The following is a 17,511-nucleotide window of genomic DNA, read 5'->3' as shown; positions in this document are numbered from 1 at the left end:
GCCTTTCAGCAGGCTGAGGCCAAGATTACAGTTTTGACAGTTTCACGCGGTGTTCAAGGACTGCTATTGGACCTGGACGAATCCGCCACGGTGGCGTTACCGCAATTGATATACGAAGAAGACTTCAACCAACGCTGATCCGGGTAGTAAGAAAATAACAACTGCCCATCCTTCATCGAGTCGATCAGCCGATGTGCAATCGCAGGCCTCACCGCAGGGCAGCCGAGACTTCTGCCAATCCGGCCATTGGCCCGCGCCAGGGCAGGGCTGACGTAAGGCGCGCCGTGAATGACGATCGCCCGTTCGAAGGCGTTGTCGTTAAAACCCGGTTCCAGGCCTTCCATGCGCAGGGAATAACCGTTCTGCCCGACATAGCTGGATTGGGTGCGGTACAAGCCCAGGCTGGTGGCGTAGCTGGCATTCTGATTGGAGAATTGGCTGGCCATGTTCTCGCCACTGTTGCGACCGTGGGCGACCAGTTCATGGAACAACAATTTGCGTTGTTTAAGGTCGAATACCCAAAGACGTTGCACCGTCGAGGGCAGGGAATAATCGATCACTGCGAGTCTCTGCACCGGGGACGTGCCTTGGGCCCGGCTGCATTGGGAGGCGCGGACGGCCAGGGCAATGACTTTGGCGTTGGCATCGGGAGCCGCTTTGACCAAGGCAGCTTCAAGCGAATCGGCGTAGGCTGCCGGTAATGAAAAAAAAGCAGTCAGCAGCAGGGCCGTCATTAAGCAGCCAAAGCGGTGTGGGGCCATATGCAAGTCTCATCTGAATATTTCGAGTCTAGCAGCGCGCACGACGCTAGCCGGTTGAAAACGGAAGATTAAGGATTATCCATGGGGCAGTTAACAAGGTTATTCGTCATAAGCCGCATATTTTTTATGGGCTTTCTGATAAGCGGCACGGCGATCGCGCAAACTTCGCCGATTGAGCCGGTATCTCCCGTTAGCAGTGTGGCTGAAGCGGCACCTGGCGATTATGTTGGCCAAGCGATTCAGGCGGAGTTGGCGCCATTGAGTTCGGCGTTTCCGCCGCTGCTCACCTCGCCGCGTCATCAACGGGTCGATGTGAACCGAGTCGTGCTGGATTTTTATAGCCATCGTGGCTATCGCGCCGCCTGGACGGACGATGACGATGTCGCCCAGTTGTTGAAAAGCTTGGGTGATACCCAGGCCGATGGCCTGAACCCCGCGGATTTCCGGATCGCCGAGTTGGCCGAGGCCCACACACTGATGCAGACAACCTCCCCAACCCCCGGGCAACGGGCAGCCTTTGATATCTCCGCCACCCGGACGTTCATCACGGCGCTGCTGCAGTTGCGGCGCGGCAAGGTCGACCCTTCGCGGTTGGACATCCACTGGAACTTCGACCCCGCTGGCGTCGATCCTCGGGAGGACGTCAATAAGTTTTTTGCCGCCCTCGATAGCCATGACATTGCGCGCGCCTTTGCCCTGGCGCCGCCCCAAGAAGCGGTTTACGGCACGTTGCGCCATGGCCTGGCGCAACTGCGCAAGGTTCGTGATCGGGGTGGCTGGCCAAAGATCCCGGAAGGGCAGACGCTCAGGCCCGGCATGGACGACGCCTCGGTTGCTCTACTGCGTACGCGTTTGGCGGCGGGCGGTTATCTCGCCGCGCAAGGAACTGCTCGCACCGACTACGACGACGCCGTCACCGCGGCGGTGAAGAAGTTTCAGACTGAGCAATACCTTGGGGCGGACGGTGTAGCGGGGCCGGCGACACTCACGGAGCTGAATGTACCGGTCGAGGCGCGAATCGATCAGGTGCGGGTGAACATGGAGCGGGCGCGATGGCTGCTGTACAAACTTCAGGGCACCTTCGTCGTGGTCGATATCGCCGGGTATAAAGTCGCGTTCTATCGCGATGGCAAACCGGTCTGGCGCTCACGGGTGCAGGTCGGTAAACCGTTTCGCAGCACGCCGATTTTTCAATCCGCGATCACCTACGTCACGTTCAACCCCACCTGGACCGTACCACCGACGATTCTGCTCAAGGACATGCTTCCGAAGATTCGCGACAACCCTGGTTACCTTGAGGCAAGCCGGATTCGCGTGATCGATCGAGATGGCAATGTGCTTGATCCGTCCACTGTCGATTGGGACAACCCGCGCGGCCTTACCTTACGGCAGGATGCGGGGTCGGATAACTCGCTGGGGCAGGTAGTGATTCGTTTTCCCAATGAGTATTCGATTTATCTGCACGACACGCCGCATCGAGATTTGTTCGCGAAATCCAATCGCGCGACCAGCTCCGGCTGTATTCGGGTAGAAAACCCGCTGCAATTGGTGGAGCTGTTGTTCAACGATCCGGTTCACTGGAACAGCGAAGGGATTCAAAAACAGTTAGCCAACGGCAAGACAGAGAACATCAGGCTCCCGGTGAAAGTGCCGGTGCTGTTGGCCTACTGGACGGTGGACCTGAGTCTTGATGGGCGCGTGACATTCAAGCCCGATGTGTATGGCTATGACTCCCCGGTATTGCGGGCGTTGAATCAGCCTTCGGAGCGGCCGGCGCTGGACGGGAGGCGAGCGGCGCCTCCTTCGGTGGCAGCGGAGCAGAGCAAGTTGTAGGCTTTAAAGCCCCAAGCCTTCTTGCACGGCCAGCAGCAAATTGTGTTCCGTCAGCGCGATCGCATCCGGTTGTTGTCCGGATTGTTCGCTCGCCTGGAGCCACCACTGCGTCTCGCCGTGTTCGTTCACGGTTCGTAACAAGGCGAGTTCCTTGCCTGTCGAGTGGATTTCGATCCGCCCGGCGCCGTCGACAGTGAAGCGCGCGACGGGATCGAAGGTGATGCCGTGGTGGTTGCCTTCGATCAGCAGTTGGTCGATGGCGTAATCGTAAGTCGCACCGTCCGGCGCACTCTCGAACACATGGGTGGAATTGCGTCGCAGCTTCAGGCCCACCTCGATCAGTGGTTGCAGCCAGGCTTCGATCTGGTGATACAGCTCGTAGACCTGGGCGGGCCAGCTGTCGATGGCTTGATCGGCGATGGTCGCGTCGGCACTGGTTTGCCGGGATTGTTTAAGCTTCGCGGCGAGCTCGTCTACCTTACTCATTTCGATTTCCTGTCGTGATGTCAGTTAATCGTAGCTCCTTCAAGGTCATGTGGTTTTGCCTTGCGTCATGGAATTAAAACACAACCATTTATCCCTCAATCCTCTGTTTATCCCGCACAACCCCGTAGACTACGCTCAAAAAAAATAGGGGCTTTGGGCCGTTGCCCATGTCTTACCCTTCCAGGACTCACTTTTGCCTATCCCCATTCACGATCCGCAGGACGCGTCCGGCGGTGCCTTGAAGCGACTGCCTTTGCTCAAGGCCGCGGTGCTGTTCATTGCGGCGGTATGCCTTTGTCTCTGTGGGCTGCTTTACCTGCAACTGGAGCAGTCGCGTCGGCACGACCTCGCGTTGGCCGAGGTGTCGTCGTCGAACCTGACCCGAGCCATGGCGCAGCAGGCCGAAGACACGTTCATGAAGGCCGATCTGGTGCTGACCAGTCTGGTGGACTGGATTCAGGCTGAAGGTTTCGATGCTGCCCAGACGTCACGCTTGCAGAAAACCTTCGCGCGGCGGGTGCAGGCGCTGAATCAGTTGCACGGGATATTTCTGTTCGACAGGCAGGGGCAATGGACTGTGACGTCGTTCGAGAGTCTGCCTCGTGGGCCGGGTGTCGCGGATCGCGAGTATTTCAGGTTTCACCAGCAAAACATCTCAACCCTGGCGCACATCGGCCCGGCAATTCGTAGTCGGGAAAATGGCGAGTGGATCATTCCGGTTTCCAAACGGATAAACGATCAGAGCGGTCATTTCCAGGGCGTGTTGCTGGCCGGGATCAAGATGTCGTACTTCGATCAGTTCTTCAAAAGCTTCAGCCTCGACGACAACGGCGCGATGTTTTTGGCATTGACCGATGGAACACTGCTGGCGCGGCGGCCGTTTGTGGAATCGCAGATCGGCAGGTCATTGGCTAAGGGTGAGATTTTTCAGAAACTCTTGCCCAACGCCACGTCCGGCAACGCCATGATCGACTCGGTGGTCGATGGCATCCCTCGGCTGTATGGCTACCGTCAGCTCGACGCCTATCCGGTGGTGGTCGCGGCGGCATCCTCCAAAGACGCAGTCCTCAAGGACTGGTACGACACGGCGATTCAATCCGGTGTGATCGTCGCTCTGGTTGTCCTCGGCGTGGGGTTGTTCGGTTGGGTGTTCATTCATCAGGTTCGTGCGGGCGAGCGCATCGAGGCGGATTTGCGCGAGGCGCAGAAAACCCTGGAGCTGATCGCCACCCACGACAGCCTGACCGGGTTGGCCAACCGCCGCTTGTTCGAACGGGCGCTGGAGAAAGAGTTCGGGCGCGGTGCCCGGCGGTTGAGCTCGCTGGGCCTGATTATGCTCGATATCGATTACTTCAAGCGCTACAACGACACTTACGGCCATGTGGCCGGGGACCATTGCCTGGCCGAAGTGGCGCGGGCCCTGAAGAGTTGCTGCCACCGCAAAGCCGATCTGGCGGTGCGCTACGGCGGCGAAGAGTTCGCGGTGTTGCTGCCGGACACCGACATTCATGGAGCACTGACGATCGCCGAGCAAATCCGCCGTAGCGTCATGGACAAAAACATCACCCACAGCGGTTCACCCACGGGCTATCTGACGGTCAGTCTTGGCTGTTATTCGTTTGTGCCGACGGCGCACGACAGCACCGAAATGTTGATCAAGCGCGCGGATGCGGCGCTGTACCAGGCCAAGCACTCAGGGCGAAATCGCTCGGCGGTGTTGTCGATGGAAGGGGGCGTCGAGGCGCTGATGCGCTCGGATCGATGACGCTTGCGGCCATCGATGGGCAATGGTCCTTGTGACCGGTTCTTCAAGTGCGGCAATGACTTGCGTTATCCAGGAGCGATGATCGGGCATGCCTGCTATGGTCAGTGCAGAGAGCCTGGCTGTCACACCTGACCGACTGGGCCCACCGGTCTCATCCCGATCGGGCAATCGAATGACAGGATCAAGTGCATGGATTTGTCTGCCGTTACCACCGCTGCACCTGCGCGCCATACCCCGATTACTCGCAACCTGATGTTGGTGGTCGGTCTGTTGTTTGTGGTTGGGGTGCTGATCGCGCTGATCGCCCTGTTCAGTATTGCCGGGCGGCTCGATGCCGAGGACTTGGCCAAGACCACGTTTTATACCCAGCGCGCGCTGGAAAACCGCATTACCGCCACTAAAAACTACATCGCCAGTTATGCCGACTGGACGTCGGCCTACGATCACCTGAACGGCGAGGTCGATGTGCAGTGGGCCTACGTCGAGCAGAACATGGGTAAAACCCTGTTCACCATGGACCACTACGAGGGTGTTTTCGTGGTCGATGTTCAGCGAACAAAATACGCCGTGGTGCGTGGGCTTCAGGTTCAGGACGAGGCGGCGGCCTATCTGTCGACCTCGATGGCGACGCTCATTGACGAGGCTCAGGGTCAGGAGAACCTCATCAAACCCGTCAGCCACTACACCTTGTTCGAGGGCAAACCCGCGCTGCTGTCGGCCGCCGCGATTGTGCCCAATGACGAACGCACGGCGGTCGATCCCAAAAGCACTTCGGTGCTTATATACGTCGACCAACTGAACCCTGAAAAGCTCAGCACCTTGAGCGTCGATTACGGTTTGCACGACTTGAGCCTGATGCCCGACAACGCCATCGCTCCCGGTCAGCCCGCTATTGCACTCACTGGCACCGGTTACAGTCTGGTCTCCCGGCTCGAGCGGCCGGGTCATCAATTGCTCTGGTCACTGTTGCCGCCACTGGGCGGGGCGCTGCTGGTTCTGGCGTTGTTGACCGCTTATTTCTTTCGCTATGTCCTGCGCACGTCGGGGCATGTGGATGCCAGTTACACCAGCCTCGATTTGTCGAACCAGGCACTGGAGGCCAGTGAAGAGCGTTTTCGTGCGGTAGCCGAGGCCGCGTCCGACTGGATCTGGGAAATCGACGACCAGCATTGCATCACTTATCTGTCGGGACGCTTCAGCACCGTCACCGGGTTCTCCGATCAGCAGTGGCTGGGACAGAACATCGGGCAATTGCTCCATTGCGATACGACGCCGTTGTCGCTGTGGCTGAACAAACTCGATGAAGAGCAAGCCGTCAGCCATTTGCGCTGTTCCTACCGCGATCAATCGGGGCAACAGCGGGTCTGTCGGGTGTCGGCACGGCCGATCCAGCGCAAGGGCGCGGTGCTGGGCTATCGCGGAACGGCCAGCGACATCACCGATGAAGTCGCCGCCCATGCGCAGATCCAGCATCTGTCGTTGCACGACGCCCTGACTGGCCTGCCGAACCGCAACAAACTGGCGCGTTTTCTCGATGAGGCGCTGGCACTGAAAGAGCAGTCGACGGCGCTGACGTTGTTGATGATCGACCTGGATAACTTCAAGCCGATCAACGATTCCCTCGGCCACCCGGCCGGCGATGCGGTATTGCTGGAAGTCGCCACTCGTTTGCGCGAGTGCACACGAGAAATTGACCTGGTCGCCCGACTGGGTGGCGACGAGTTCGTGCTGGTGCTCCATGGCATGGACAGCCACGCGGAAATCGACAGGTTTTGCGAGCGCTTGCTCGACAGCCTGCATCAGCCGATTCACTACGACCATCACTCGCTGCACATCGGCGCGAGCATCGGTATCGCCTTGAGTCGGCGCCAGGGGCATATTCCACAGGAGCTGATTCGGTGTGCCGATATCGCGTTGTATCAGGCCAAATCTGATGGCAAGAAAACCTGGTGCTATTTTGCCGCGCACATGAACGATCAGATCCAGCATCGCCGGCAACTGGAAAACGACCTGCGTCGGGCGATCAAGAACAACGAATTCGTGATGCATTACCAGCCGCGTTATCACGTCGATGGCAAGCGCATCGTCTCGGTCGAAGCGCTGCTGCGCTGGCAGCATCCAGTGCAAGGCTTGTTGAGCCCCGACGCGTTTATCCCGCTGGCCGAGCAAACCGATCTGATCGTGCCATTGGGCCGCTGGGTGCTGCGCGAGGCGTGCGAGACGGCTCTGACCTGGCCCGGTGCGATGATGGTGTCGGTCAACCTGTCGCCGGTTCAATTCGCCCGTAGCGATGTGATCGAGGACGTGCGCGAAGCGTTGATCCAGACCCGCTTGCCCGCCAGTCGGCTGGAGCTGGAGATCACTGAAAACGTGATGCTCATCGATGTCGATGGCGCCCTGGCGACCATGAATGCACTCAAGGAGTTGGGCGTGCGCCTGAACATGGACGACTTCGGCACCGGTTATTCCTCGCTGGGTTACTTGCGCACGTATCCGTTCGACGGGATCAAGATCGACAAACGCTTTATTTCGTCCATGAGCAGCGGCAGCAATGATCGCGCCGTGGTGCAGGCGATCATCAACCTGGGCAAGGCGATGGGCCTGACCGTCACTGCAGAAGGTGTCGAGACGCTGGAGCAACTGGACTTCCTGATCTCGGATCAGTGCCATGAAGTGCAGGGGTTTTACCTCAGTCGTCCGGTGGACAGGTCTGCACTGCTGCCTTTGCTCAAGGCCTCGCAGGAAGACTTTGCGCAGCAGGGCGCGCACCTTTAGTCGCCTGTTTCGTGCGCCACGGCAACTGCCGTGGCGTACTCCGGTCACAACTGGATACCGCCCATCCGTTGCGAGCGTCGGATCATGAACAACCTGAAAATCGCCACCTTCAACGTCAACGGCATGCGCGCACGCCTGCCGAATCTACTGGCGTGGCTTGCGCGGGAGCAGCCAGACATCGCCTGCCTGCAGGAACTCAAATCGGTGGACGGGGCATTCCCTGCCGCTGAGCTGGAGGCGGCCGGTTATGGCGCTATCTGGCAGGGCCAGGCGGCGTGGAACGGGGTGGCGATTCTGGCGCGCGATGCGCAACCGCTGGAGCGTCGGCGTGGTCTGCCGGGCGATGACAGTGACACCCATAGCCGCTACATCGAAGCGGCCGTGCACGGGGTTCTGGTGGGGTGTCTGTACTTGCCCAACGGCAATCCGCAGCCAGGGCCAAAGTTCGATTACAAACTGGCGTGGTTCGAGCGGCTGATCTCTTACGCCAAGGACCTGCAAGGCAGCGACCATCCGGTGGTGCTGGCCGGCGACTACAACGTGGTGCCCACCGACATGGACATCTACAACCCACGCTCCTGGCTCAAGGACGCGCTGCTGCAACCCGAGAGTCGGGCGTGTTATCAACGTCTGCTGGATCAGGGTTGGATTGATTCCCTGCGTCATCTGTATCCGCAGGAGCGGATCTACACCTTCTGGGACTACTTCCGGCAGCACTGGCAAAAAAACTCCGGACTGCGCATCGATCATCTACTGCTCAATCAGGCAGCGCGTCCTTACCTGCAAGAGGCCGGTGTCGACGCCTGGGTTCGCAACGAGTCTCATGCCAGCGATCACGCGCCGACGTGGATTCGATTGGGTTCACGCAAGCGGCGATAGTTTTGGCGTGTGCGGCGATTGGCGAAATCAATTATCGGCCCGGACGCTTTTTCCCTTATACATGGCGGCCATCGGCGGAGCGATCCGCGGGTTCCATGCATAAGGATTGAGCGATGAGCGAACCACGACTGACAAATCTTGCGCTGTACCTGCAACGCCTGGGTTTCGACGCGCCCCCGGCGCCGACCCTGCAAACCCTGCGTCAATTGCAGTTGCGCCACACCGGCGCCTTCCCGTTCGAAAACCTCACCACGCTGTTAGGGCAACCGGTACTCATCGACCTGCCGTCCATCGAGCAGAAAGTCCTGCACGACGGCCGTGGCGGTTACTGCTACGAACTCAACAACCTGTTCCTGGCCTTGCTGCAGACGCTGGGTTTCGATGCGCGCGGCATCACCGGTCGCGTGGTCATGAACCAGCCCGAAGGCGCATGGACTGCACGCACTCACCGCTTGAGCCTGGTGACCCTCGACGGCGTGCGTTACATCACCGACGTCGGCTTCGGTGGCATGGTGCCCACCGCACCGCTGATCCTCGACACCGAGGACGAACAGCTCACTCCCCACGAACCCTATCGCATCGAACAGCATGCAGACGGTTACACCCTGCGTGCCAACGTCGGCGGTGAATGGCGGGCGATGTACATCTTCGACCTGCAACGTCAGGAAGACATCGATTACACCCTCGGCAACTGGTACGTCTCGACTCATCCCGAATCGTCCTTCGTCAAACAATTGATGGTGGCGCGGACGGGGGAGGGATGGCGACGCACTCTGAACAATGGCAGTTTTGCCATTCACCGCATGGGCAGCGAGAGCGAGCGGCGGCAGGTGACGGATGTGGATGAGTTGATTGGGTTGCTGGAACGTGAGTTCGACATTCGGGTGCCAGCGAAGGAGGCGTTGAAGCCGGTGCTGGAGCGGTTGATCGAGCCGGTGCCGCAGGCAAACTGAGCACCACGCGAAGGGCGGATCTGATCAATCCGCCCTTTTTTATTTGGCCGACTCAAGCGGTTTGTGTCTAGGAACGAACTTCTAGCTCCATCACGTGATGGATTTCGCTGAGGGCCTCTGACAATTTTTTCTCCAGGCTTTTCAGCTCCGAGGCGGTTATGCCTTTTTTGAAATGCCCGACGTTTGCCCCCGCGGTGTTCTCATCGGGCTTCGCCGCTTTGCCTTTATCACTGAGCAACACCTGGCGCAAAGTATTGTTGATCACTGTCTGGTAGCCATACCCCTCGTTTTCTGCCAGAGCACGCGCGGCCTCTATGACGACATCGTCGAGCATGATGGTGATTCGGGTCTTGCCTTTGCTTGTGGCAATTGCTCCACGCTTGGCGTTGCTGAAGTCGTATTCGTCTTTCATCGTTCAAGCCTCCAAATAGTGGCGACGCTCGCCTTTGGTGGCGACGCGTGCGGAAATGATTCGCACGAAATTCGGGTCGCGATAGGTGTACGCAACGACCAGCAAGCGATCTTTGGCATCCAGCCCCATGATGATCCACCGCAGCTCATCATGATGGTCGTCCTGAAAAGTCAGGGCGCGTTCGTCATAAAACACCGGTTCTGTCTCTGCGAGGCTGATGCCTTGATGTTTTAGTTTGTTGGCCGCGTTCTTTGCCCTGTGATACTGAATCTCGAATGACTTCATTATGCATACTTTATATGTATAAGCGAGGAGGCGTCCGTGCCGGCGGTCGCTTGGAAAGCAAAAGATTAGCGGTGAGGAGGGATAGGGGGGCAGGGATGTATTTCAAGACGTTTGGGGCTGGAGGCGCTATGGCCAAAGGGTGGCGTGGACAAGTGTCCATAATCTGACTGGCTAGTTGTATACAACTCTATAGACATTTGTCTTGAGTATTGAATACAGTGTGCGCATAACAAAAACCAGGGAACCCCCCAACCATGAAAACGCCCCATGTTTCACACCAACGGCCCGAGGACGAAAACCTTGGGATCGGCGCGAATATGGCTTATGGCCTGCAACACGTTCTGACCATGTACGGCGGTATCGTCGCGGTGCCTTTGATCATCGGCCAGGCGGCCGGGCTCTCGCCGGCGGACATCGGTTTGTTGATTGCTGCTTCATTGTTTGCAGGGGGGCTGGCGACATTGCTGCAAACCCTGGGTTTGCCGTTTTTCGGTTGTCAGTTGCCGCTGGTGCAGGGCGTGTCGTTCTCCGGCGTTGCGACCATGGTCGCGATTGTCAGCAGTGGCGGGGAGGGTGGCTTTCAGTCGATTCTCGGGGCGGTGATTGCCGCGTCGTTGATCGGTTTGCTGATCACGCCGGTGTTCTCAAGGATTACCAAGTTCTTTCCACCGCTGGTGACCGGCATTGTGATCACCACTATCGGCTTGACGCTGATGCCGGTGGCCGCGCGCTGGGCCATGGGTGGCAACAGCCATGCGCCGGATTTCGGCAGCATGGCGAACATCGGTCTGGCGGCGGTGACGCTGGTGCTGGTGCTGCTTTTGAGCAAGATCGGCAGCGCGACCATTTCCCGTTTGTCGATCCTCCTGGCGATGGTCATCGGCACGGTCATCGCTGTGTTCCTCGGCATGGCGGATTTCTCGTCCGTTACCCAAGGGCCAATGTTCGGCTTTCCGGCGCCGTTCCATTTCGGCATGCCGACCTTCCACTTCGCCGCGATCCTGTCGATGTGCATCGTGGTCATGGTGACCTTGGTGGAAACCTCGGCCGACATCCTTGCCGTTGGTGAAATCATCGGCACCAAGGTCGACTCCAAACGCCTCGGTAATGGTCTGCGCGCCGACATGTTGTCGAGCATGATTGCGCCAATCTTCGGCTCCTTCACTCAGAGCGCCTTCGCCCAGAACGTTGGGCTGGTGGCGGTGACCGGGATCAAGAGCCGCTTCGTGGTGGCCACGGGTGGTGTGTTTCTGGTGGTGCTCGGATTGCTGCCGTTCATGGGCCGGGTCATCGCCGCCGTGCCGACCTCGGTGCTCGGCGGCGCCGGCATCGTGTTGTTCGGTACCGTCGCCGCCAGCGGCATCCGGACACTGTCCAAGGTCGACTACCGCAACAACGTCAACCTGATCATCGTCGCCACTTCCATCGGTTTCGGCATGATCCCCATCGCCGCCTCGAACTTCTACGACCACTTTCCAAGCTGGTTCTCGACGATCTTCCACTCGGGCATCAGCTCCTCGGCGATCATGGCTATCGTGCTGAACCTGACCTTCAACCACCTCACGGCCGGCAACTCGGACCAGCAATCGGTGTTTGCCGCCGGTACTGAACGAGTCCTGCGTTATCAAGACCTGGCGGCGCTGCGGGAAGGGGACTACTTCAGCGAAGGTAAACTGCGCGACTGCGACGGGAATGAGATTCCGGTGGTGGAGATGGACCATGGGCATGCCGAGTTGCAGGTGGTGCATGCGAAAAACCGTGAGCATGTCTGACTGGCGATCGGGGGTGGGTCGACCGATTCAGTTGTCGGTCAGGTTGACACTCGCTCCACGCATGGTTGAGAATCGAATTTGAGGTCTGCAATTGCGCATCCTTGGGCTTGGCCTCCAGCATTGGCCCCCCATCTTGTTGGCAGCAGAGAAGCTGGCTCCCTCTGAAGTAGTGACGACTGGCATGCCGGTCGGATTCTGAACCCAAGGTCATTTGTGGCCAGGAGCTAAAGAATCGCTGCGACTACTCCTCGAAAATTCAAAAGGCGTCCATCAGGACGCCTTTTTTATTGCTTGGGATCTGGTTTGGCGATTGTGCCGACCAGGGTGCCTTCTGCACGTCTCTTGGGATACCAGGTTACGACGTAGTATCCGAAGCCGCGACGCTCATTTCGAGGCTCCAGAATGAGCGAGCCGGTAGGATTTTTAAGCACGGCGACTCTGTGATCACCTCTCATTTCCTTGAACTCACAGTAGATGGGGGCGCCGGGTACGATCATTTTGGCGATGTGGGCTGCCACATCATCAATGGTGTGGAAGCCAAATATTGCCAGGTCGGTCTTGTGGGCTTCCCAGACATGTCGAACGCCAAATCCTTTGTTGATGCCTTTGTGAATTCCGACCCGCAGGAATATTTCGCCACCCCGTAAATTGAACCTGGGCATCTCGGGAAGGGTGCCAAAGCTCAGTGAGCCGCCAGGGTGAGGGATAAGGACGTTCTCCTTGAGTTTGAGTAACTCTGACACGTGAACGATCCGGGGATGTTGGCAGGCGAGAGGCGCTATTCATAACGCACAAGTTCGCTGCTTTACAGTCAGCATCCGGCCACTATGAAAGTGGCTATTGATGCTCTAGTCCAGGGTTTACGGGGGCTCAGGCGAAAGCCTGAAACACGGCTACAGAAAATCAGGAAGCTTCCTACTCTGTCGGGGGAGGGAATTCATAGGATCGTGTCTTTTCGTCAAGCACAAAAAAAGCCCCTGAACCTTTCGATTCAGGGGCTTTTCGGTTTTGCTGTCTGGCTCCACGACCTGGACTCGAACCAGGGACCCAGTGATTAACAGTCACTTGCTCTACCAACTGAGCTATCGCGGAATGGCGTGTATGTTACTGATTCAAAAAGAGAAGTCAAGCCTCTGTTGGCAATTTGATGTTTTCATCGGATCAGAGGGAGGTTTATCGGCCATCGGCGGTTACCAGAAGCGCGGGAGAGGTCTACCATGGCTGCCCGGAAGTGGTGACACGCGCTGCCGGCCCTCAGCCGAAAAGGTACGCGCCATGAATCACCCAGCCTTCACACCCCGAAACAGTGGGGTGTTCCCATGAGCATCGCTCAGATCAGCCTGCCCAAAGGTGTCGGCCCGCACGCCGAGAAACTGCTCGACGCAATCACTCAGGCCAGCACCGCTGACGAGCTGAACCGCGCAGGCGGCAAGGCCGAAGGTTTTGTCCTGGGCCTGGAAAGCACCAAGGCGATCAAAAGCCAGGTGGCCGAGTCGCTTTATGTCGCCTATGACGACGCGGCCAGCCAGCGTGCGAGCGAATTGGCCTAACCGCCAAAAGTGATGGTGCCGAGCATCAGCTTGGCATACAGCATCGTGGCGGCCAGTTGCACCAGCCACAAGGCCAGGCCGCCAAGGAACACGCCCGCGGCCACTTGCAGCACCAGGTTATTACCGCGTTTGGCAGAGGAGCGGGGCACGAAGTGGTCCAGCTCGTCGCGGTCGGCGCGTAGGTCATCGTTTTTCATGTGGGGTTCTCGCAAGAATTCTCGGGTGTACATAAAGCCTGTGGGAGTTTAAAGGGCGCAGCGGCTGCTTTGAGATTTATCTGAGGCCAATAAAAAACGGGAAGCCAGTTTGGCTTCCCGTTTTCATGTCACGCGACGACTCAGATCACCTGAACGATGGCCTTGGTCACGGCGTCGATGTTGCTCTGGTTCAGCGCGGCAACGCAGATGCGGCCGGTGTCCAAGGCGTAGATGCCGAACTCGTTGCGCAGACGGGTCACTTGCTCAACCGTCAGGCCGGAGTAGGAGAACATGCCGCGTTGGCGACCGACGAAGCTGAAATCGCGCTGTGGAGCGTTTTTCGCCAGCAGGTCGACCATCTGGGTGCGCATGCCGCGAATCCGCAGACGCATTTCTGCCAGTTCTTCTTCCCACTGGGCACGCAATACCGGGCTGTTCAGCACAGCGGCGACGATGCTTGCACCGTGGGTCGGCGGGTTGGAGTAGTTGGTGCGGATCACGCGTTTGACTTGCGACAGCACGCGAGCGCTTTCTTCTTTCGATTCGCTGACGATCGACAAAGCGCCAACGCGCTCGCCGTACAGCGAGAAGGATTTGGAGAACGAACTGGAAACGAAGAAGGTCAGGTTCGATTCGGCGAACAGGCGCACGGCAGCGGCGTCTTCATCGATACCGTCGCCAAAGCCCTGGTAGGCCATGTCGAGGAACGGCACGTGACCTTTGGCTTTCACTACTTCCAGTACGTTTTTCCAGTCCGCCGGGCTCAGGTCGACACCAGTCGGGTTGTGGCAGCAGGCGTGCAGCACAACGATGGAGCCGGACGGCAGGGCGTTCAGGTCTTCCAGCAGGCCGGCGCGGTTAACGTCGTGGGTGGCGGCGTCATAGTAGCGATAGTTCTGCACTGGGAAACCGGCGGTTTCGAACAGTGCGCGGTGGTTTTCCCAGCTCGGGTCGCTGATCGCCACGACGGCGTTCGGCAGCAGTTGCTTGAGGAAATCGGCACCGATTTTCAGCGCGCCAGTACCGCCGACGGCCTGGGTGGTGATGACCCGGCCAGCAGCGATCAGCGGCGAATCATTGCCGAACAGCAGTTTCTGCACGGCCTGGTCATAGGCGGCGATGCCGTCGATCGGCAAGTAGCCACGGGAAACGTGTTGAGCGGCGCGAATCGTCTCGGCTTCGACAACGGCGCGCAGGAGAGGAATTCGTCCTTGCTCGTCGCAGTAAACACCGACCCCCAGGTTGACCTTGTTGGTACGGGTATCGGCATTGAATGCTTCGTTGAGGCCCAGGATTGGATCGCGTGGTGCCATTTCGACAGCGGAGAACAGGCTCATTATTACGGCGGCTCTGAATGGAGTGTGGAGGGACGTGTCGCGCTCCAGCCGAATGCACTAGAGCGGTGCACAAACGGGGAGCTAGTATAGAGGCCATCAGCGATTGATGGCGACAGGCGATTCGGTTTTTACGGTAAGTTTTTCCAATTATTTTTCGATCGCTGTTTGAGTGACGTCGTCAAAGGTTTTACCCGATGTAGGACGTTTGCCTTGAAAGGGATGGCAATCGGCTCCACATTGAGCACAATCCAGTTTTTTCCTCGGGCGACATCGGTCGTTTGCGGTCTTTCTCGTTCCTGTCCGGTGTAACCGGGCAAGAGTGAACCAGAGGTATGTATGTCTGAATTCCAGCTAGTCACCCGCTTCGAGCCCGCCGGCGATCAGCCGGAAGCCATCCGTCTGATGGTCGAGGGCATCGAGGCCGGGCTGGCGCACCAGACGCTGCTCGGTGTGACCGGCTCGGGCAAGACCTTCAGCATCGCCAACGTGATCGCCCAAGTGCAGCGCCCGACGCTGGTGCTGGCGCCGAACAAGACCCTGGCTGCGCAGTTGTACGGCGAGTTCAAGGCGTTCTTCCCGAACAACGCCGTTGAATACTTCGTCTCCTATTACGACTACTACCAGCCCGAAGCCTATGTGCCGTCGTCCGACACCTTCATTGAGAAGGACGCCTCGATCAACGACCACATCGAGCAGATGCGCCTGTCCGCGACCAAAGCGCTGCTGGAACGCAAAGACGCAATCATTGTCACCACGGTGTCGTGCATCTACGGTCTGGGCAGCCCGGAAACCTATTTGAAGATGGTGTTGCACGTGGATCGCGGCGACAAGCTCGACCAGCGTGCCTTGTTGCGTCGCCTGGCCGACCTGCAATACACCCGCAACGACGTGGACTTCGCCCGGGCGACTTTCCGGGTGCGCGGCGATGTGATTGATATCCACCCGGCGGAATCCGATTTTGAGGCGATCCGCATCGAGCTGTTCGATGACGAGGTGGAGAGTCTGTCCGCCTTCGATCCGCTGACGGGCGAAGTCATCCGCAAGCTGCCGCGCTTCACCTTCTATCCGAAGAGCCACTACGTGACGCCTCGGGAAACCCTGCTCGACGCCGTGGAGGGGATCAAGGTCGAGTTGCAGGAACGCCTGGAATACCTGCGTTCCAACAACAAACTGGTGGAAGCCCAACGCTTGGAGCAACGCACTCGTTTCGACCTGGAGATGATTCTGGAGCTGGGTTACTGCAACGGCATCGAAAACTACTCGCGCTACCTGTCGGGCCGTGCATCCGGCGAGGCGCCGCCCACCTTGTTCGACTACCTGCCGGCCGACGCCTTGCTGGTGATCGACGAATCCCACGTCAGCGTGCCGCAGGTCGGCGCCATGTATAAGGGCGACCGGTCCCGTAAGGAAACGCTGGTGGAATATGGCTTCCGCCTGCCATCGGCGCTGGATAACCGGCCAATGCGTTTCGACGAGTTCGAAGGCATCAGCCCGCAGACAATATTTGTCTCGGCCACGCCGGGCAATTACGAGGCTGAGCACGCAGGGCGCGTGGTCGAGCAAGTGGTGCGCCCGACTGGCCTTGTGGACCCGCAGATCGAAATCCGTCCGGCGCTGACTCAGGTCGACGACTTGCTCTCGGAAATCACCAAGCGCGTAGCCCTGGAAGAGCGGGTGCTGGTCACCACGCTGACCAAGCGCATGTCCGAGGATTTGACCGATTACCTGGCCGATCACGGCGTGCGCGTGCGTTATCTGCACTCGGACATCGACACCGTGGAGCGGGTCGAGATCATCCGTGACTTGCGCCTCGGCACCTTCGATGTGCTGGTGGGGATCAACCTGCTGCGTGAAGGCCTGGACATGCCGGAAGTCTCGCTGGTGGCGATTCTTGATGCGGACAAGGAGGGCTTCCTGCGCTCCGAACGCTCGCTGATCCAGACCATTGGCCGGGCGGCACGCAACCTTAATGGCCGGGCGATTCTGTATGCGGATCGGATTACTGGTTCCATGGAGCGGGCAATCGGCGAAACCGAGCGTCGTCGCGACAAGCAGATCGCCTTCAACCTGGCCAACGGCATTACGCCCAAAGGGGTGTTCAAGGACGTTGCCGACATTATGGAAGGCGCGACTGTGCCGGGTTCGCGCAGCAAGAAGCGCAAAGGCATGGCCAAGGCCGCCGAGGAAAGCGCCAAATACGAAGCCGAATTGCGCTCGCCAAGCGAGATCACCAAGCGCATTCGTCAGCTGGAAGAGAAGATGTACCAGCTCGCCCGCGACCTGGAATTCGAAGCCGCGGCGCAGCTGCGCGACGAAATCGGCAAGCTGCGGGAGCGGTTGATCGCGGTTTGACGTTCCCTCTGTAGACGCTGCCGAAGGCTGCGATCTTTTGATCTTGTTTTTACAGGCAAAGTCAAAAGATCGCAGCCTTGGCGACTCCTGCAGCGCTTAAATCCCGCACTCACTGGAGCCGGGCGGCTATCGCCTGTTACCATTCGCCCCTTGT

Annotated in this window: 15 protein-coding genes and 1 tRNA gene; 8 read left to right on the top strand and 8 right to left on the bottom strand. The window is 58.7% G+C overall.

Features of this window, described 5'->3' with window-relative positions; all coding sequences use genetic code 11:
• Positions 1-53: 53 nt before the first annotated feature.
• Positions 54-761, bottom strand: coding sequence for a murein L,D-transpeptidase catalytic domain family protein (locus AF70_RS19805; RefSeq protein WP_018928119.1), 708 nt, complete (start codon positions 759-761; stop codon positions 54-56).
• Between the two features lie 81 nt (positions 762-842).
• Here AF70_RS19805 and AF70_RS19800 point away from each other — a divergent pair, with 81 nt between their 5' ends.
• Positions 843-2,594: a murein L,D-transpeptidase gene (locus tag AF70_RS19800; RefSeq protein WP_028939647.1), complete on the top strand. Its 1,752-nt coding sequence runs from the start codon at positions 843-845 to the stop codon at positions 2,592-2,594.
• A 3-nt stretch (positions 2,595-2,597) separates the two neighbouring features.
• Here the strand turns inward: AF70_RS19800 and AF70_RS19795 are convergent, their stop codons facing one another.
• Positions 2,598-3,080: a hypothetical protein gene (locus AF70_RS19795; RefSeq protein ID WP_018928117.1), complete on the bottom strand. Its 483-nt coding sequence runs from the start codon at positions 3,078-3,080 to the stop codon at positions 2,598-2,600.
• A gap of 193 nt (positions 3,081-3,273) precedes the next feature.
• On the opposite strand from AF70_RS19795, the gene AF70_RS19790 reads away from it, so the two are divergent.
• The 4 genes from AF70_RS19790 to AF70_RS19775 all read left to right on the top strand — a co-directional run bounded on the left by AF70_RS19790 (position 3,274) and on the right by AF70_RS19775 (position 9,452).
• Complete coding sequence (locus AF70_RS19790) at positions 3,274-4,845, top strand: diguanylate cyclase (RefSeq protein WP_028939646.1); 1,572 nt, start codon at positions 3,274-3,276, stop codon at positions 4,843-4,845.
• Between the two features lie 189 nt (positions 4,846-5,034).
• Positions 5,035-7,620, top strand: a complete 2,586-nt coding sequence (locus AF70_RS19785; protein ID WP_028939645.1) for an EAL domain-containing protein — start codon at positions 5,035-5,037, stop codon at positions 7,618-7,620.
• Between the two features lie 84 nt (positions 7,621-7,704).
• Entirely contained in the window at positions 7,705-8,499 is a 795-nt protein-coding gene (gene xth, locus AF70_RS19780; RefSeq protein WP_019582105.1) for an exodeoxyribonuclease III, read from the top strand.
• 113 nt (positions 8,500-8,612) lie between these two features.
• Complete coding sequence (locus tag AF70_RS19775) at positions 8,613-9,452, top strand: arylamine N-acetyltransferase (RefSeq protein ID WP_028939644.1); 840 nt, start codon at positions 8,613-8,615, stop codon at positions 9,450-9,452.
• A 67-nt stretch (positions 9,453-9,519) separates the two neighbouring features.
• On the opposite strand, the gene AF70_RS19770 is transcribed toward AF70_RS19775, so the two are convergent.
• Positions 9,520-9,864, bottom strand: a complete 345-nt coding sequence (locus tag AF70_RS19770; RefSeq protein ID WP_028939643.1) for a BrnA antitoxin family protein — start codon at positions 9,862-9,864, stop codon at positions 9,520-9,522.
• Positions 9,865-9,867: 3 nt separating this feature from the next.
• Entirely contained in the window at positions 9,868-10,149 is a 282-nt protein-coding gene (locus AF70_RS19765; RefSeq protein WP_028939642.1) for a BrnT family toxin, read from the bottom strand.
• A 254-nt stretch (positions 10,150-10,403) separates the two neighbouring features.
• Between AF70_RS19765 and AF70_RS19760 the strand changes: the two genes are divergently transcribed.
• Positions 10,404-11,921, top strand: coding sequence for a nucleobase:cation symporter-2 family protein (locus tag AF70_RS19760; RefSeq protein WP_028939641.1), 1,518 nt, complete (start codon positions 10,404-10,406; stop codon positions 11,919-11,921).
• A gap of 284 nt (positions 11,922-12,205) precedes the next feature.
• On the opposite strand, the gene AF70_RS19755 is transcribed toward AF70_RS19760, so the two are convergent.
• On the bottom strand, positions 12,206-12,664 hold the full coding sequence (locus AF70_RS19755; RefSeq protein ID WP_028939640.1) for a hypothetical protein: 459 nt from the start codon (positions 12,662-12,664) through the stop codon (positions 12,206-12,208).
• Positions 12,665-12,937: 273 nt separating this feature from the next.
• Positions 12,938-13,013 (bottom strand) — tRNA-Asn (locus AF70_RS19750).
• A gap of 227 nt (positions 13,014-13,240) precedes the next feature.
• Between AF70_RS19750 and AF70_RS19745 the strand changes: the two genes are divergently transcribed.
• A complete protein-coding gene (locus tag AF70_RS19745) occupies positions 13,241-13,471 on the top strand; it encodes a hypothetical protein (RefSeq protein ID WP_019582110.1) in 231 nt (76 codons plus the stop codon).
• Here AF70_RS19745 and AF70_RS19740 read toward each other — a convergent pair.
• Both AF70_RS19740 and AF70_RS19735 read right to left on the bottom strand, forming a co-directional pair.
• The gene (locus AF70_RS19740; protein WP_007935214.1) at positions 13,468-13,668 is read right to left on the bottom strand and encodes a hypothetical protein; all 201 of its coding nucleotides are present in this window, start codon (positions 13,666-13,668) and stop codon (positions 13,468-13,470) included. The two genes, AF70_RS19745 and AF70_RS19740, sit on opposite strands and share 4 nt — an antisense overlap.
• 140 nt (positions 13,669-13,808) lie before the next feature.
• Complete coding sequence (locus tag AF70_RS19735; RefSeq protein WP_028939639.1) at positions 13,809-15,005, bottom strand: amino acid aminotransferase; 1,197 nt, start codon at positions 15,003-15,005, stop codon at positions 13,809-13,811.
• A gap of 336 nt (positions 15,006-15,341) precedes the next feature.
• Between AF70_RS19735 and uvrB the strand changes: the two genes are divergently transcribed.
• The gene (gene uvrB, locus AF70_RS19730) at positions 15,342-17,357 is read left to right on the top strand and encodes an excinuclease ABC subunit UvrB (RefSeq protein ID WP_019582112.1); all 2,016 of its coding nucleotides are present in this window, start codon (positions 15,342-15,344) and stop codon (positions 17,355-17,357) included.
• Positions 17,358-17,511 lie beyond the last annotated feature (154 nt).

This window comes from Pseudomonas sp. KD5 (assembly GCF_012932895.1).
In the GTDB taxonomy this organism is placed as follows: Bacteria; Pseudomonadota; Gammaproteobacteria; order Pseudomonadales; family Pseudomonadaceae; genus Aquipseudomonas.
The sequence above is the reverse complement of the archived record's forward strand: the minus strand, read 5'-3'. Positions and strand labels throughout refer to the sequence as shown.

Coding starts and splice junctions, on each gene's coding strand:
- xth (WP_019582105.1), top strand. CDS start 7,705: ATGAACAACCTGAAAATCGCCACCTTCAACGTCAACGGCATGCGCGCA.
- AF70_RS19740 (WP_007935214.1), bottom strand. CDS start 13,668: ATGAAAAACGATGACCTACGCGCCGACCGCGACGAGCTGGACCACTTC.
- AF70_RS19765 (WP_028939642.1), bottom strand. CDS start 10,149: ATGAAGTCATTCGAGATTCAGTATCACAGGGCAAAGAACGCGGCCAAC.
- AF70_RS19760 (WP_028939641.1), top strand. CDS start 10,404: ATGAAAACGCCCCATGTTTCACACCAACGGCCCGAGGACGAAAACCTT.
- AF70_RS19785 (WP_028939645.1), top strand. CDS start 5,035: ATGGATTTGTCTGCCGTTACCACCGCTGCACCTGCGCGCCATACCCCG.
- AF70_RS19805 (WP_018928119.1), bottom strand. CDS start 761: ATGGCCCCACACCGCTTTGGCTGCTTAATGACGGCCCTGCTGCTGACT.
- uvrB (WP_019582112.1), top strand. CDS start 15,342: ATGTCTGAATTCCAGCTAGTCACCCGCTTCGAGCCCGCCGGCGATCAG.
- AF70_RS19735 (WP_028939639.1), bottom strand. CDS start 15,005: ATGAGCCTGTTCTCCGCTGTCGAAATGGCACCACGCGATCCAATCCTG.
- AF70_RS19775 (WP_028939644.1), top strand. CDS start 8,613: ATGAGCGAACCACGACTGACAAATCTTGCGCTGTACCTGCAACGCCTG.
- AF70_RS19795 (WP_018928117.1), bottom strand. CDS start 3,080: ATGAGTAAGGTAGACGAGCTCGCCGCGAAGCTTAAACAATCCCGGCAA.
- AF70_RS19800 (WP_028939647.1), top strand. CDS start 843: ATGGGGCAGTTAACAAGGTTATTCGTCATAAGCCGCATATTTTTTATG.
- AF70_RS19745 (WP_019582110.1), top strand. CDS start 13,241: ATGAGCATCGCTCAGATCAGCCTGCCCAAAGGTGTCGGCCCGCACGCC.
- AF70_RS19770 (WP_028939643.1), bottom strand. CDS start 9,864: ATGAAAGACGAATACGACTTCAGCAACGCCAAGCGTGGAGCAATTGCC.